The organism is Alkalihalobacterium sp. TH-98 (assembly GCF_057473385.1).
This window is the reverse complement of record NZ_JBYCKM010000038.1, coordinates 1-15,590: the sequence shown is the minus strand read 5'-3', so window position 1 is coordinate 15,590 and position 15,590 is coordinate 1. Positions and strand designations below refer to the sequence as shown.

At 38.4% G+C, this 15,590-nt stretch carries 13 protein-coding genes; 9 read left to right on the top strand and 4 right to left on the bottom strand.

Annotated features, from left to right (window positions below):
* Positions 1-264: 264 nt before the first annotated feature.
* The 3 genes from AC2VNP_RS13460 to AC2VNP_RS13450 all read left to right on the top strand — a co-directional run bounded on the left by AC2VNP_RS13460 (position 265) and on the right by AC2VNP_RS13450 (position 3,737).
* Complete coding sequence (locus tag AC2VNP_RS13460; RefSeq protein ID WP_486917819.1) at positions 265-2,010, top strand: acyl-CoA dehydrogenase family protein; 1,746 nt, start codon at positions 265-267, stop codon at positions 2,008-2,010.
* A gap of 167 nt (positions 2,011-2,177) precedes the next feature.
* Positions 2,178-2,819: a hypothetical protein gene (locus tag AC2VNP_RS13455; protein ID WP_486917818.1), complete on the top strand. Its 642-nt coding sequence runs from the start codon at positions 2,178-2,180 to the stop codon at positions 2,817-2,819.
* A gap of 255 nt (positions 2,820-3,074) precedes the next feature.
* The gene (locus AC2VNP_RS13450) at positions 3,075-3,737 is read left to right on the top strand and encodes an NUDIX hydrolase (protein ID WP_486917817.1); all 663 of its coding nucleotides are present in this window, start codon (positions 3,075-3,077) and stop codon (positions 3,735-3,737) included.
* A gap of 12 nt (positions 3,738-3,749) precedes the next feature.
* Here the strand turns inward: AC2VNP_RS13450 and AC2VNP_RS13445 are convergent, their stop codons facing one another.
* Positions 3,750-4,580 (bottom strand): MBL fold metallo-hydrolase, encoded by an 831-nt coding sequence (locus tag AC2VNP_RS13445; RefSeq protein WP_486917816.1) that lies wholly within the window; start codon positions 4,578-4,580, stop codon positions 3,750-3,752.
* Positions 4,581-4,724: 144 nt separating this feature from the next.
* On the opposite strand from AC2VNP_RS13445, the gene AC2VNP_RS13440 reads away from it, so the two are divergent.
* Positions 4,725-5,159, top strand: coding sequence for a hypothetical protein (locus tag AC2VNP_RS13440; RefSeq protein ID WP_486917815.1), 435 nt, complete (start codon positions 4,725-4,727; stop codon positions 5,157-5,159).
* A gap of 103 nt (positions 5,160-5,262) precedes the next feature.
* On the opposite strand, the gene AC2VNP_RS13435 is transcribed toward AC2VNP_RS13440, so the two are convergent.
* Entirely contained in the window at positions 5,263-5,412 is a 150-nt protein-coding gene (locus AC2VNP_RS13435; RefSeq protein WP_275119180.1) for a hypothetical protein, read from the bottom strand.
* Positions 5,413-5,596: 184 nt separating this feature from the next.
* Between AC2VNP_RS13435 and AC2VNP_RS13430 the strand changes: the two genes are divergently transcribed.
* Both AC2VNP_RS13430 and AC2VNP_RS13425 read left to right on the top strand, forming a co-directional pair.
* On the top strand, positions 5,597-7,123 hold the full coding sequence (locus AC2VNP_RS13430; protein WP_486917814.1) for an NAD(P)H-hydrate dehydratase: 1,527 nt from the start codon (positions 5,597-5,599) through the stop codon (positions 7,121-7,123).
* Positions 7,124-7,140: 17 nt separating this feature from the next.
* Positions 7,141-7,530, top strand: a complete 390-nt coding sequence (locus AC2VNP_RS13425) for a VOC family protein (RefSeq protein WP_486917813.1) — start codon at positions 7,141-7,143, stop codon at positions 7,528-7,530.
* A 206-nt stretch (positions 7,531-7,736) separates the two neighbouring features.
* On the opposite strand, the gene AC2VNP_RS13420 is transcribed toward AC2VNP_RS13425, so the two are convergent.
* On the bottom strand, positions 7,737-8,810 hold the full coding sequence (locus AC2VNP_RS13420) for a serine hydrolase domain-containing protein (RefSeq protein WP_486917812.1): 1,074 nt from the start codon (positions 8,808-8,810) through the stop codon (positions 7,737-7,739).
* A gap of 138 nt (positions 8,811-8,948) precedes the next feature.
* On the bottom strand, positions 8,949-10,064 hold the full coding sequence (locus tag AC2VNP_RS13415; protein ID WP_486917811.1) for an acyltransferase family protein: 1,116 nt from the start codon (positions 10,062-10,064) through the stop codon (positions 8,949-8,951).
* A gap of 364 nt (positions 10,065-10,428) precedes the next feature.
* Here AC2VNP_RS13415 and AC2VNP_RS13410 point away from each other — a divergent pair, with 364 nt between their 5' ends.
* The 3 genes from AC2VNP_RS13410 (at position 10,429) to AC2VNP_RS13400 (ending at position 15,199) form a co-directional block, all read left to right on the top strand.
* Complete coding sequence (locus AC2VNP_RS13410) at positions 10,429-11,787, top strand: efflux RND transporter periplasmic adaptor subunit (protein WP_486917810.1); 1,359 nt, start codon at positions 10,429-10,431, stop codon at positions 11,785-11,787.
* Between the two features lie 19 nt (positions 11,788-11,806).
* On the top strand, positions 11,807-14,911 hold the full coding sequence (locus tag AC2VNP_RS13405; protein ID WP_486917809.1) for an efflux RND transporter permease subunit: 3,105 nt from the start codon (positions 11,807-11,809) through the stop codon (positions 14,909-14,911).
* A gap of 105 nt (positions 14,912-15,016) precedes the next feature.
* Positions 15,017-15,199, top strand: a complete 183-nt coding sequence (locus AC2VNP_RS13400) for a hypothetical protein (protein ID WP_486917808.1) — start codon at positions 15,017-15,019, stop codon at positions 15,197-15,199.
* Positions 15,200-15,590: the final 391 nt, after the last annotated feature.

The window sequence follows — 15,590 nt, the reverse complement described above, 5'->3', positions numbered from 1 at the left end:
ATTTTGGAAATGAACTAACAATGTAGAAAGAATATTTTGACAAATAAAAAGGCGGGTGTTAAAATTTTATTAAGTTGACGTTAACGACAACTTTAACTGTTGTGTTTTATTTTGAATGGTAAACTCTATTAATTTACTATTCTTCTTTTTTCTAGAATATAATGAAAGCGCTTCCTTGATAAACGTGAAGAAGAAAAAGCATCTATTTCGTTATGTACGATGTAAAGAGCTTTATCAAAGTAAAATTAAAGGAGATGCAAAGATATGGGGAAAAACTTGATGGAAGAACAAAATCAGCTAGATTACGGGAAGTGGGAAAGTGGGAATGAAGCTAATTGGTATACCGATGACCCAATTTTGACACGTTATGCGAAACGGTATCTATCAAACGCCGTTTTCAATTATGTTGAAGAAGCCTTTAAAAAAACCGGTGCTTTAGCTGCAGGTCCGATGGATAAACGTGCAATACATACGGATCGTGAAGGTGCCCCTCGATTAAATCGTTACAATAAAAAAGGTGAGGAAATCAATGAAGTGTGGTACAACGAGGGATATAGGCAAACGGTCAAAGATGGATATGGAACTGGTGTCGTTGCTTATCGGTATGATGAGAACGCTCCTGAGAAAATCCCATTTTTAGTGAATGCAATCTTGATATATTTAATGTGTGAAACAGAGCCTGGCTTTACTTGCCCTGTTGGACTTTCACAATCTGCTGCGTTTGTGCTTGAAAAATTCGGTTCTGATCAACAGAAAGCTGACTATTTATCATTACTTGCTTCTTGGGATCCAGAAACACATCAAGAAGGCGCAACTTTTTTAACCGAAATTCAAGGGGGATCTGACGTTGGCGCTGCGACAACTGCAGCAGTCAAAAATGGAGACCATTATTTATTAACAGGTGAAAAGTGGTTTGCGAGTAATTGTGATGCCGAAGTAGCGATTGCTTTGGCTCGTGTGAACGATAAACCTTCGACTAAAGGATTAGGGCTATTTGTTGTCCCGCGTACACTTTCAGATGGAACGCGAAATAACGTAACAATTCGTCGTTTGAAGGATAAGTTAGGTGTGCGAGCTGTTGCTAGTGGGGAACTGATCTTTAATAACGCAGTAGGCTATTTAATTGGAGATGAAGATAAAGGATTTAAATATATGGCTGAAGCGCTAAATGTTTCTCGTTTGGGAACAGGAATTTCTGGCATTGCACTAGCTAGACGTGCATTTCTAGAAGCGGCGATCTACACGGAACATCGTGAAGCGTTCGGGCAGCGTATTAATCGTTTTCCGATGGTTCGTGAAACATTAGTCAAAATGATAACAGAAATTGAGGCGGGCTGGGCGATTTCAGCTCAGATGATCAAGTTATTTGATGACGTACACACGTTTGATAATAAAACAGATGAAAATTATGCTTTATTACGAATTTTACTATCGTTAGTGAAATACCGTGGTAGTGAACTAGGAGTTTCGGCTACAAAGGATGCTCTAGAACTTCATGGTGGAAATGGATACATTGAGGACTATGTGACACCGCGACTGCTTCGTGATGCCATCGTTAACCCAGTATGGGAGGGTACAGCTAACATTCAAGCATTAGAAATATTAAAAACGTTGCAAAAAGCAGGAGCTAGTTGCTTTATGAACGATTTATGTGCAACTCTTAATGGAATAAATGATACTACGTTAACAGATTACAAGGAGACTCTTCAGCAAGAAGTTGATCGTGTTGAGGAGTTACTCAATCATACGTTGAACCAAGATGCATATGCTCAAACTGCATTAGCAAAAAAACTAGCTGACTTTATGTATGATGTTTACGCAGGTGTTCATTTACTAGAAGAAGCACAATATGATATTAAAACGAGTGGCGACCGACGTAGGGTATTAGCCGTTGAACAATGGAATCGCCTCGTCTTCGATCGCTCACCAGACCGGGGAATTTTATCAAATGAAACCATTTCTAATGAAGTGTTTGAAGCCCTGATTTGCTTCGGTAAACCTTCACGTTAAGTTTTATTACTATTCATATTGCATCACACTTCCTACAAACGTCGTTTAGGTGCTTAATAGGGGGTGTGGTGCTTTTATTTGGGTGATTGGTTATGGTTTTGATTTTGTTATACTAATTTTGAAGGGATTATCGAAATATATACTTAAGAGTGGAAGGAGTGAATGGATTGACACAAGAGAAAGAGAAAGAAAGATACGTATGGTACGCAAGTTATGGTTCAAACTTAAGCACGGATCGGTTTTTATGTTACATACGTGGCGGTAAACCTGAAGGATCTGACAAAGAAGAAGTAGGCTGTAGAGACCATTCCTTACCTCTAAAAGAACGTTCCCATACTATGCACTATCCACTGTATTTTGCGAAAAATTCCGACCGTTGGCAAAAACAAGGTGTCGCATTTATTGGCCTCACTAAGGAAGAAAATCATAAGACATATAGTCGAAAATATTTAATTACAGAAGATCAGTTTTTTGATGTTGTAAAACAAGAAAATAACGGAATTGACTTACAGGTTAACTTAACTGAAGTCAAGAAAAGCCAGTATAGAACATTACGTGACTCATGGTACGGAACGATCTTATATGTAGGAGAAGAAGACGGGTACCCCATTTTTACATTTACAGCTGATTGGGATTTAGATGTCTCTTTTAACAAGCCATCTGAACCATATTTAAGCATGATTATTGAAGGTCTTAAAAGGAATGTAAAGCTTAGCCCCTCAGAAATTGTTGAATATTTAATTTCAAAACCAGGTGTTAACGGAAACTATGAGAAAAGTGAGATCGAGAGGTTAATTAGACAGAGATAGAGATTGAGACGCTCATTATAAAGGCGTCTTTTTTTATTTTGGCTTGAACGGTATTTAGTTTTGTCGAGTGAAACTTTAGCTCCAAATCCCTTTCAAAGGCTTAACTCTATAATTAAACAGTCCAGCTTTTTCTAAGTTTGAATGATTTATGATAAGGAAGGGAAACAAGTCGAGAAAATTGAATAGATATATATAGTAAGAGTGGTATTCGTTTAATTGAACAATATATTAGCTAATTGAAAAAAGGAGGTAATAATGGCTGTCATACCTAAACCTGCATCAACTGTAGTTTTAATGGATAAGTTCTCTCGAGTGTATTTAACGAAGCGTCCGAATACGATGAAATTTTTAGGTGGTTTTTATGTTTTTCCAGGTGGCACTGTTGAAACAGAAGACTACATAGCAGGAAGTGATTATATTAAAAATCATGATCCTAGTGAGACATTTAGTGTAGCCCACTATGTAGCAGCTGCCAGAGAACTATTTGAAGAGATTGGTATATTTCTTGGTACGCGAAAAGGCGGACAGCCTGCGTATTTTACAGAACAACAAGAGAAGGACTATCGTCAACAACTATTAGAAGGTAGGATTTCATTTCTACACCTGTTAAGGCAAGAACAATGTTATCTGAACCTTGATCAATTGCGATACTTTGGCTACCGGTTAACACCGAAAGCAAGTCCGTTTCGGTTTGATACTCGCTTTTTCCTTGCTAAACTACCGAAAGGACAAACACCTAGTCCGGATTTGCATGAAGTTGACGAGGCTTTTTGGATCGCACCAGAAGATGCTTTAGCTTTATATGAGAAGGGCGAATTGCCGATGGTTTCACCAACGATTGTTTCACTTCGTACGCTAGTCAATCATCAAAAAGGTGATCCATTGATGATGCCAGAAAGACAAAAAAGAAATGGCTAACATAACGTAATATTACTGGAGTGCATAATGTATATCTCGTTTTGTGACGATGTCTTCTGATAGAAGTTTAATCAAGTGCGCTTCTATTGTTTTCATTGCCACATGAAAAACACTAGGATGGATCGTATTTTCATAGATCTTTTCGGTTAATTGAGCCGCGGTTAACTGTTTGTACTGCTGAAGTAACCTTTTAATTTGATCTTCTCGTTGCAGTCGACGATTTATAACGAATTCAATTTGTTCATAAGGGTTTGTTACCCATTGCCCGTGACCAGGTCCAATTTTAACAAGTTTAAGCTGTTTTAGCCGATTTAATGTTTGGATATAATCGCTCATATCTCCTTCTGGAGGACCAATCCATGTCGTCCCATTAGCAACGATATTGTCACCAGCCAGTAAAACCTGTTCTGAAGGTATAAATACGTTTAAATGCCCTGCTGTGTGACCTGGGCCGTGAATGATGTTTAAGTCAACATCAGCTATTTGCAGAGTGGCGCCATCTTGTAAACAAGAAATATCAGTTATTGGTGATATCGCTTTTAGGATTTCTTGTTTCTCATGTTTATGACAGTATACAGTAGGTGTCCAGTCACGGAATTGTCGTACACCTGGTGCGTGGTCACGGTGAGAATGGGTGAGGACGACTGCGCCTGGTTGGGCTAGGTTGTTTTCCTTAATCGCTTTTTCAATTTTTTCTTTCGTCACTTTCCGATCATAACCTGCATCAACTAGTAAGCTCTCATTCTCGTTTCCAATTAAATAACAATTTGTAGTCGTGTGTGGGTATAGTGTTGGGGTTGGAACAGGGACCTGAACAATTTTAATTTTATGGCCTACTTGCATAAACACCTTCCTTTCTAGTCCATTATTTTATGCGATAACAACTGTTTCTTCTTTTCTCATCATATTCCTTTCAAAAGATAACTTACCAGTAAGCTAACTTTTTTTGTTGGGTCATGCCAACTTTTCCTATAAGGAGTTAGATAGATGGATTTACATGTGTTAACTATTGTTTTTCCACTTTTGCTTTTGCTGTATCAAGTTATTATTGATTTTGTAGATCTTTTCCCATTTAATGATATCAAGGCAAAGGATAAGCGGTTAAGGAAACTCGAAGTAATGGGGAATTATCCGCCACTTATTATCATTGCGTTTTGTTTTTACTCTAATATGCCTTGGAGTGTGTTGGTTGGTTTCTTAATAACAAGTACTATTTTGATAATGCATTTATTTGCTTGGTGGCTACCTTATTTAACGGGATATCCGAATGGGGTGCGGAGCGATTATGAAAAATATTTTTCTAGGACGTATAAATTTTTACCAAAAATTAAAAATCACATTGTTCCAGATGCAGAACATATTGTAGTCGGTGTGTTAATCGTTTCCACTTTTGTAATTCAAGCGTTGTATGTTCTGGGATGAGATAATAGAAAGTCCCCTCGAAAGATGCATTTTACGAATGTAATTTGGATCTTTCGAGGGGATGATTTCGCTTATTGAATTATGTTGGGATGCTTAACCCGGATTATTGCTCTGAATTTTGACGTCCTGTTGGAGAAATTGCTTTTTCTAGTTCTTCTTTTGATAACATGTTATCTGAAGTCATTCCATCGTTATACGGGTTCCCTTTTTGACTACCGTTTTTCTGATTCATTCTTTTTTTGTTATTAGTCAATGTATTCACTCCTACAGTTTAGTTCTTCACTAAATATGATGGCAATTTCAAAAAGGAATTATGCTTTGTTAATACATTTAAGCTAATTGAAACACAAGACAAAATAAATCTAGAAACTGACTACCGCGATAAGTGGTAAATATTTTATGATAGTTATTAGGTATATAAGAAGAAGGTGATCGTATTGAGAATAGTAACAGGTGCAGAAATGTATAAGGTGGATACATACACAATTAAGAAGGTTGGCATTCGTGAAGATACCTTAATGGAGAGTGCAGGACAAGCTGTTGCAAAGGAAATGATGGATAAGCTAAATCCTAGTCAAACTATCATGGTTCTCGCGGGTGCTGGGAATAATGGTGGAGACGGATTTGTTATCGCAAGGATATTAAAAAGTTACGGGTACCGTGTTGACTTGTGGATTATTCCACTTCCTGAAAAAATAAAAGGGGCAGCTAAACACGCTTTAGATGTATACCTTCGATCGGGCTACAATACCCACTACTTCACCGAAAATGAAGAAAATTTCTTTAAGGTGTTGCCTACATACGGTGTAATTATTGACTGTTTGTTAGGAATTGGTGTAAAAGGTGATTTGCGTGCTCCATACAACGTGATCATTCAAGAAGTCAATGGGTTGCAGTCTGCCAAAGTCATTTCTGTTGATGTTCCAAGTGGTGTCGCAGCAGACGGGGGAAATGTAAGTGATGCGATTAAAGCGGATGCAACGATTACAATTCAAAATCCAAAAGTAGGTGCGTTTACTTATCCGTCAGCATCCTATTATGGGGCAGTTAGTGTAGCTGATATCGGTATCCCGCCACTTGTAATTGATGAGTGTACAGAACGAAAAGAGTTATGGACAGAGAAACATGTGTTGAAGCACTTGCCAACAAGACAACCACACGTGCATAAAGGTACGAATGGTAAGGCATTAATAATCGGTGGTTCTCGGCAAATGACAGGTGCTGTTATGCTTTCTGCAAAGGCTGCGCTTCGAAGTGGTGCTGGTTTAATCACTGTGGCAGTTCCAGACGTCATTCATTCGATTGTGGCAACACATCTTTTAGAGGCGATGTATTTGCCTTGTGCTACGGAGAAGGATCATTTTCAAGGTGAACTAGCTATTGATTTTGGTCGATTTGATGCAGTTGCTGTTGGTCCGGGGATGGGAAGAACAACAGGAGGACAAAAGGTAGTCGGAGAGGTTTTAAAGCAGAGGGTACCTGTTGTTTTAGATGCTGATGCTTTATTTCACGTAAAAGAGCTGTTGCCCTTTTTAAAAGATCGTAAAGAGGCAACTGTGTTAACTCCGCACTCAGGCGAGATGGCTCGTTTATGCGGAATATCGATTGAAGAAGTTGAAGAAAAACGATTGGAGTTATCTAAGCAGTTTGCAGTAGAATATGGCGTTTATCTGGTGCTGAAAGGCCCTTTTACCATTGTAACGACACCTCGTGGTGAGCAGTTTGTCAATCCAACTGGGAATGCGGGATTAGCTAAAGGTGGTTCAGGCGATGTTTTAACAGGGATGATCCTCGCCTTTATGATGCAGAACACGTTTGTTCAAGCAGCGATTAGCAATGCTGTATTTGTACATGGGAAAGCAGCAGATTTGTTAGTTGAAGGTAAGCACACACTTACGGATATACTAGCTACTGATGTGATTGAAAGAATACCAGATGCGTTAAAATTGTATCAACCGGAGTAAAAAGGGAGGGCTAGGTTTTGATTACATATAAGGAACTTCATCATGTTAGTTTACCAGTAACTAATTTGGAGAGATCTAAAATGTTTTATAGAGAGATATTAGGACTTGAGGAACTGGATCGGCCTAATTTTGATTTTGATGGAGCTTGGTTCCAAGTCGGTAAGCAACAAATTCATCTCATCTTGTTTCCAGAGTCAGAGATGATTAGACAGAAACGAGAGATTAGTACGCGTGACGCTCATTTTGCCTTGAGGGTTTACGATTATGATAAAGCACTAGAATGGCTGAAGAAGCAAAACGTCTCGTTCAAAGAAAATCGTTATAGTAAAAGCGGTTTTGCTCAGATTTTTTGTAGTGATCCGGATGGCCATATAATTGAGTTAAATGTGGATCAAAACGATTTATAAAGGCAGTGAGCGGAGAAAGAAATTGCTATAGAAAGGGACGTCTTGTGAAAAGATGGACTTAAACGAGCGAGGCTGGAATTTATCGAAGACGTAATGTCCTTCATAGAGGTGATGAAGGACAAAGCAAGGAAGAACGGCAAGGGAAGCGCCCTTCATAGAGGTGATGACGGAACTCTTAGACTTGTTTAGCGTCCCTTGTTCGCTTTTTACTCTGTTATTTGTGCATCGAGGATTTTTTTTAGTAGCGTTAGCCTTTTTTTATTACTAACTTGATGAATGGTACGGTTCAAAACATTATCTGAATTAACGCGGTGGACAAAGACTACATTTTTTTCCGGTATGATATCGATCGATTGTCCGTACCGTCCGATTGCAGAGTAAAGACCTAAGTCACTGAACTCGCCAGTGTCTGCTACCCACCACATATAGCCGTACCCATATTGTTCCGTCCCTGGAACTGGAGTATGAACGGTTGTACTTTCTTTAATCCATTGTTTAGGTATAATTTGTTCACCTTCCCATACCCCATTTTGAAGGATCAATTGGCCGAATCTTGCCATATCTCTTGCTGACATTCGAAACAGGTAAGAAGGGTGAATGGAACGGTTAACTTCTAGCTTGTAAGACGTATCGTCGGCAGTATAATCTTCCATACCGATTGGAATTGCTATTCGCTCTTTAAATTCTGTAAAGATATCAGTGTTTGTTTTTTCTTTGAAAATGGTTCCCAATACATTGAAGTCCCAATTATTGTAGTAAAAATGGGTGCCCGGCAAATGTAAGCCACGATCTGGACGAGTCCACCTCATCCATAGCGATTCTTCCCCAGCTGTTAGGAAAACACCTGAACGCGATGTAAGTAAGTCAACGATCTTGGCTGTTTGTTCTTGCTCGGTCAGTTGCACGTTGTCGATAATGTCTAATTCTTTTAAAGTTGATTGAATATTAATGTTTCCTTCATGGACGTGAATTCCGTAAAGGGCACTTAAGAAACTTTTTCTAACCGAATGAATATTGCTTTTTCTCGTTGTATCTCCCCATGACACAAGAACTTTCCCGTCGTAAATGACCATGGCAGCAGTTGAACCTAAAGAATCATAATAGTGTTTTGCCTCTTCTAATCGCTCTGATGACCAGCCCGCATGTTCTGGCGTTTCATATTGTTGCCATGTTGAGTATGAAATTGTGGGTGTTGAATTTTTTGAACTTGTTAAAGTGTAAATGAATGTAAAAAAGATCCCAGAAAGGATAATAATTGGCCACTTCTTTTTACCGAGCATAGTTCATTCATCCTCAATTAGTAGGTTACTTTCATGTTCTTTTATCTAATTATGGCTATTGTTGTTTCTTTGTTTTGTGCACTTCAATAAAATCAACATTGAGTTTAGGGGCGTTACGACTTTTCCGGCAACGATCATTTATTTAATAAACTTAGAAATGGAGCTCATAGGTGTCGTTGACGTCTTTATCGATGTTTTTGTAATGTCGACATGACCAACTATATATTTCCCAAATGAAAAGAGATTAAATAAATAGATCGTATAAATAGAGGCAAGAATGCTGCCAAAAAACAAAACCACAATTGTAAAAATGCCTAAATTAATAGCGGTCAGACTAAAGACCAAAATAAGTGCTGCCATATAGAGTGTATGAAGCAAATAGATACCATAAGAATATTTGCTGATGAGCATAAATACAATCGGGATTCGTTTCATTTTCAGCGCTAAATATAGGACAAGTGCTATTATACTGATTGTATGAAATAGAATGTCAATTCGTTTTGAACTGTGGATCGTAATCAATTCAGAATGATATAAAAAAAGCAGTATCACGCTTGTTATCACGGGAGCGCTAAACACTAAATATTTGTATTGGTTAATATAGTGGGTTACTTTTTGATAATGTCTTCCAGTGTAATACGCGAGTGAATAATAAAAAATCCAACCTGGGAAAGGGATCCAATAGTAACGTTCCCAAATGTATTCGCTAAACCAAAAGCTTATGGGATTGCTGAAATTAAAGATAGATAAGTAGATAATATTGATGATTAAAGAGCTTGTTATGACGAGGATTGGTGAATGTTTGTCAAACCACTTTTTGAAAAGAATAAACATCAGATAGAATTGGAAAATAATGAGCACAAAATAAGCATGGAAATCACCAATCAAAGCATTTAAAAATACTTTTAAAGTAAATTGTTCGAATGAAATCAGTAAGAATGGTAAAGCGTAGAGGACTGCCATACATAAATACGGTACTAAAATAAATTTAACTCTTTTTAGCAGAAATGGCTTATAGTCAATTGTCCTATCTTTGTAACTATAACCGAGAATAAAGGCTGTAATAAAAATGAATGCAGGTGTTCCGTAATATAGGAATACATTCAAAGAGTCTAGTATGATTAATAGTAAATCAGGCAGTTTTGATAAAACCCGTATATACTCCGTACCCCATGCAATTGAATGCAGAAGTACGATCGTTAAACAAGCAATACTTCTTAGAAAAAAGATCTCATTTACATGTTTTTTTTCCATAATTACTCAACATCTTTCTCTCGTTTTAAAGTTATACAACCGAATTTAACATATTTTTTCCATTTTTTAAAGCAACAAGCTATTGATAATCTCAGGCTCCCTGGTTTATAACTAGTTACCCTCAATATTCAATCCATAAACATGGTGCCAGGCACCTTTACCACAGTAAAAGAGTAAAGGTGCCTGGCACCATGTTGTTCATTTTTTTACTTTTTTTACTATTTTATTTTAAATATTAGTTATAATATCATTATAAAAATATTGAACAATTCGTTCAGTTCATATTCAGTTCATTTTGAAATGTTAAAATGGCTAAAGTTAATAAAAGTTATTCATTTTGATAATATAGATGGAGGTCAAGAGGATGAGGTTTAGAAAGAATATTGGAGCTGGACTTCTAGCAACGACAATGTTAGTTGGACTTGGACTAGCTGGATGTAACTCCGAGACAACTAGTTCAGTAGAGGAAGAAAATGAGGAAGTTTCTTTTCCAGTGGAAATTAGTGAAATCGAAAAAGGGGAATTAGTCAGTGAACTAAAGCTTAATGGAAATGTCATGGCTGGTAAGGTCGTACCTGTCCTTCCTATGTTAACAGGCGAAGTTAAAGCCGTTCATGTTAATAACGGCGATACGGTTAAGCGAAATGATGTCATTATTGAGATAGATGCTACCGACGTGGATTTAAATATCTCGCAAGCCCGTGCTGGTCTAGATGCTGCTGAAGCGAACTTAAAGAGTGCTAAGTCAATGAGAGAACAAAGCATCAAGCAAGCCGAGTTACAGGTTCAACAAGCAAAAGATGTTCTCCACATGGTTAATACTTCCAGTAAACCAGATGTCTCGCTGGATGATGTACCTGAAGAACTGCAAGGTGTTGTTGATAGTTTACTAGAAAGTAACATGCCAACTGAAAACGATAAAAAACAGGCTGAAAACGCAGTGAAGCAAGCTGAGATGGCATTACAACAAGCGAGAGGTACAGATCAAATTTCGGCAGCTGAAGCTTCAGTAAAGCAAGCTAAGGTCGGCGTTCAAATGGCTGAACAGCAAAAAACACATGCTGTCGTGAGAGCACCGATGGCTGGAGAAATTAGTAACTTTAAAGTGTCCGTAGGAGAAATGGTGTCACCCCAATCACCATTATTACAAATCGTGCAGATGGACGAACCAATCGTTCAACTTAACGTAAATGAATCAGTCTTGGCAAATTTACAAGTCGGTGAATCCGTTGATGTTCATATTCGATCATTAAACCAAACGTATGAAGGTCAAGTTAAGCACATTAGCCTTATTCCGGCCGAACAATCACGCGCGTATCCGGTAGAAGTCACGTTGACTGAACCGGATGAAAACTTACGAGTCGGGATGTTAGCCGAAGTGATCATTAAGCCTTCATTTGCAGTTGAAGAAATCTTAGTCCCTGCAAGCGCTGTAACCATTGAAAATGAGGAAAGAACTGTTTATGTGACCTCTGATGGAGAGCGTGTTGAAAGACGAGTTATTACTATTAAAAATGAAACTTCTGAGATGTATAGTGTTGAAAGCGGACTAGCAGAAGGAGAATACGTTGTTATTAGAGGAACTCATCAACTATATGATGGAGCGCTAATTAATATCCGTAATGATATTGGTCAAACGTTTGTACCTCAATCAGAAGAAGCTATAAATGATGAAGATACTGAAGAAGCAAATAACGAAGAAACAGAACAAAATGACGCTTAATCACAAACGGGGGTTCTAAATGAAATTAATTAAAGAATCGGTGAAACGGCCAGTTGGTGTTATCATCGTCGCTCTCGTTATGATTATGCTTGGCGGGGTGTCGTTATCTGGCTTGAAAGTTGACTTAATGCCGGATTTAGATTTACCAATTGCTGCTGTTGCCACATCATATAGTGGTGCTGCACCACAAGAGGTTGAAAATTTAGTTACTAGGCCGCTTGAAGGAGCACTTAGTGCAACAGAAGGTTTATCGACAATGCAGTCGATTTCTACCCAAAATCAGTCATTAATCATTTTAATGTATGACTTTAACACAGATTTAGATGCCGTCATGTTAGACTTGCGGGATCGGATCGATATGGTTCGAACGACTTTACCAGATGGTGCTGGGACACCAAGTGCGATGCGATTTGATCCCAATCAATTTCCGATCATGCAAATTGGTATTTCAGCAGACATGGATTTAACAAGACTTACTAACATTGCTGAAGATACTATTATTCCGCGTATGGAACGTATTATTGGTGTTGCTACTGTTAATTTAACAGGGGCGCAAGAACGTGAAATTATTGTTGAGCCGGACTTAACGCTCATGCAAAACTACGGTTTAACCATTTCACAATTATCACAAATCATCGGTGGAGAGAATATAAGTGCACCGGCAGGAGAAATCAAGCGAGGCGGGCAAGAAATGCCGCTGCGAATGATTGGAGAGTTCCGTTCGATTTCAGAGATTGAAAATATTAATCTTCCACTCCGTACAGGTGAAACCATTAAGTTGAAAGATGTTGCAGAAGTAAAAGATACCTTTAAAGATATGTCTTCATTTGCCTATGTAAACGGTGAACCTACATTAAGTCTTGATATTTCCAAACAAGGAGATGCCAATACAGTAGATGTAGCAGATGCTGTAAATAGAGAGATGGAAAGACTCCAAAGAGAATTACCCCAAGGTGTTACACTAACAATGATTATGGACTCTTCCATTTTTATTAAAGATTCGATTAAAAGTGTAACAATGAATATGATCCTCGGTGGCGCCATGGCGGTGCTCGTCTTATTGCTGTTTTTAAGAAGTTTTAGAAGTACGTTAATTATTGGATTGTCAATTCCAATCGCAGTTATTTCTGCGTTTACGCTTCTATATTTTGCAGGAGAAACTGTAAATATTATTACACTCGGTGGACTTGCCTTAGGAATTGGTTTACTAGTAGATAGCTCAATCGTTATTTTAGAGAATATTTACAAGTATCGTGAACGTGGTTATAGTCGGAAAGAAGCTGCGATAAAAGGGGCTTCTGAAGTTTCGTCTGCTGTAATTGCATCAACGATGACAAGTCTTGTCGTGTTTGTTCCGATTTTATTTACGCAGGGAATCGCTGCAGAACTGTTCTTACCATTAGCCCTTACAGTTGGATTTACATTGATCGCATCCTTAGCTGTAGCTTTAACGATCGTCCCGATGTTATCTGGTCTTTTATTACCGGAAATAAAGGTAGAGGAAGATGCAAGAGGTTTAGGGAAATTAAGTGTTAAAATTGGCGAATTTCTAGAAGGAATTAATAATAAATATCGTAGTATTTTGAAGTGGTCAATTAATCATCGGAAAACAATTACATTTGGAACGTTGTTTTTATTAGTAGCCAGTTTTGGAACAATTAAGTTCGTAGGGTTAGAGTTAATGCCAGCCTTTGACCAAGGAGAAATTTCAGCTAGCTTTGAAATGCCTTCTGGAACGTCACTTCAAGAAACACAGGCTGTTGTAAGTGAATTAGAAGAGTTTTTATTAGACACCGGTGTCACTGAAGTCGTATACACTTCAATCGGTGGCGGCGGAATGATGGGAGCTGGTGGTGGTTCCAATAGTGGAAATTTCTATATTCGCCTCGTGCCAGCAAGTGAGAGAAATGTTACTACAAACCAAGTTATTCAAGACTTTGCCGCGTTTTCCGAGACACTTCCTGATATCGAAGTAAATGTTTTCTCATTTGAAAGTGATGGAATGGGAGGCAACCCGATTGAAGTCGAAGTAAGAGGTGAAGACTTTGATACGCTTAAGGTGATTGCAGATGATATTAGTGAGTTAATTAACGAAATTCCCGGTACAGCTAATGTGACGCATTCGATGGGGGAAACGAGACCAGAGATGCAAATTCATGTTGATCGTGATGTCGCTATTCAATATGGATTTACGTATGCTGAAGTGATGGACACTGTAAGAGGTAGTGTGAGCGGACAAGTTGCGTCGCTTATGCGAACTGAAGGACAGGAAATAAACATTACGGTGATACTGCCTGAGGAATATCGAGAAAATTATACGCAATTGCAAAACTTACCGCTAGTCACTCCAACCGGAGATACGGTTCTGCTTTCGACGATTGCTAATTTTGTTCAAGCTGATGGACCGAATGTTATTAATCGTCAAAATCAAACACGTGGTGTTGCTGTAACAGGAGACATCATGGAGCGTGACTTGGGTAGCGTTATAGCAGATGTTGAAGCTGAATTAAATCAGTACATCTTCCCTGAGGGGTATGATTATCAAATTGGTGGAGACTATGAAATGATGATGGAGGCGTTTTTTGATTTAGCGCTTGCCCTAACTTTAGCTATATTCTTAGTTTATGCAGTTATGGCGTTCCAGTTTGAAAAAGTGTTGTATCCATTTATCGTTATGTTCAGCCTTCCAGCAACATTTATTGGTATAATGGCAGGCTTCTTGATTACAGGGCGACCATTAAGTGCCCCTGCTTTTATCGGAGTCATTATGCTCGCGGGTATTGTTGTAAATAATGCGATTGTTTTAGTTGATTATATTAACAAATTGAGAGATCGTGGAATGACAAGAGATGAAGCGATTTTGGAAGCTGGACCAACGAGGTTGCGACCAATCTTAATGACAATGCTGACCACTGTTTTAGCGATGGTACCATTAGCGATTGGAATTGGAGAAGGTGCGGAGTTACAAGCCCCAATGGCAACCGTTATTGTGTTTGGGTTAACGTTTTCTACTGTCATTACGTTAGTCCTGGTTCCGGTTATCTACATCTACACTGATAACTTTACAAATTGGTGGAAAGGCATATTTACTCGTCGTAAAGAAAAAAATGAAATTGATGTGTAATATCTCGGAATTGTTAGCCATTTAAAAAAGGATAAAGTATACAAAGGGTGGATCCGTCCATCCTTTGTTTATATAAGAAGGGTGAAGCCTGAAGTCTAGAGAAGATTGGTAATCAAAGAGCCGGAAGAAGCCCGAAATCTAAGAAGACTCAAAAAAACGGTAATCAAAGAGACGGAAGAAGCCCGAAATTTAGAGAAAATCAAAAAAACGGTAATCAAAGAGCCGGAAGAAGCCCGAAATTTAGAGAAAATCAAAAAAACGGTAATCAAAGAGCCAGTTGAAGCCTGAAATCTAAGAAGACTCAAAAAAACGGTGATCAAAGAGCCGGTTGAAGCCCGAAATCTTAGAAGACTCGAAAAAACGGTAATCAAAGAGCCAGTTGAAGCCTGAAATCTAAGAAGACTCGAAAAAACGGTGATCAAAGAGCCGGTTGAAGCCCGAAATCTAGAGAAGATCGAAAAAACGGTAATCAAAGAGCCAGTTGAAGCCTGAAATCTAGAGAAAATCGAAAAAATGGTAATCAAAGAGCCTGTTGAAGCCCGAAATCTTAGAAGACTCGAAAAAACGGTAATCAAAGAGCCAGTTGAAGCCCAAAATCTAGAGAAGATCGAAAAAACGGTATTCAAAGAGCCTGTTGAAGCGCGAAATCTAAGAAGACTCGAAAAAACGGTGATCAAAG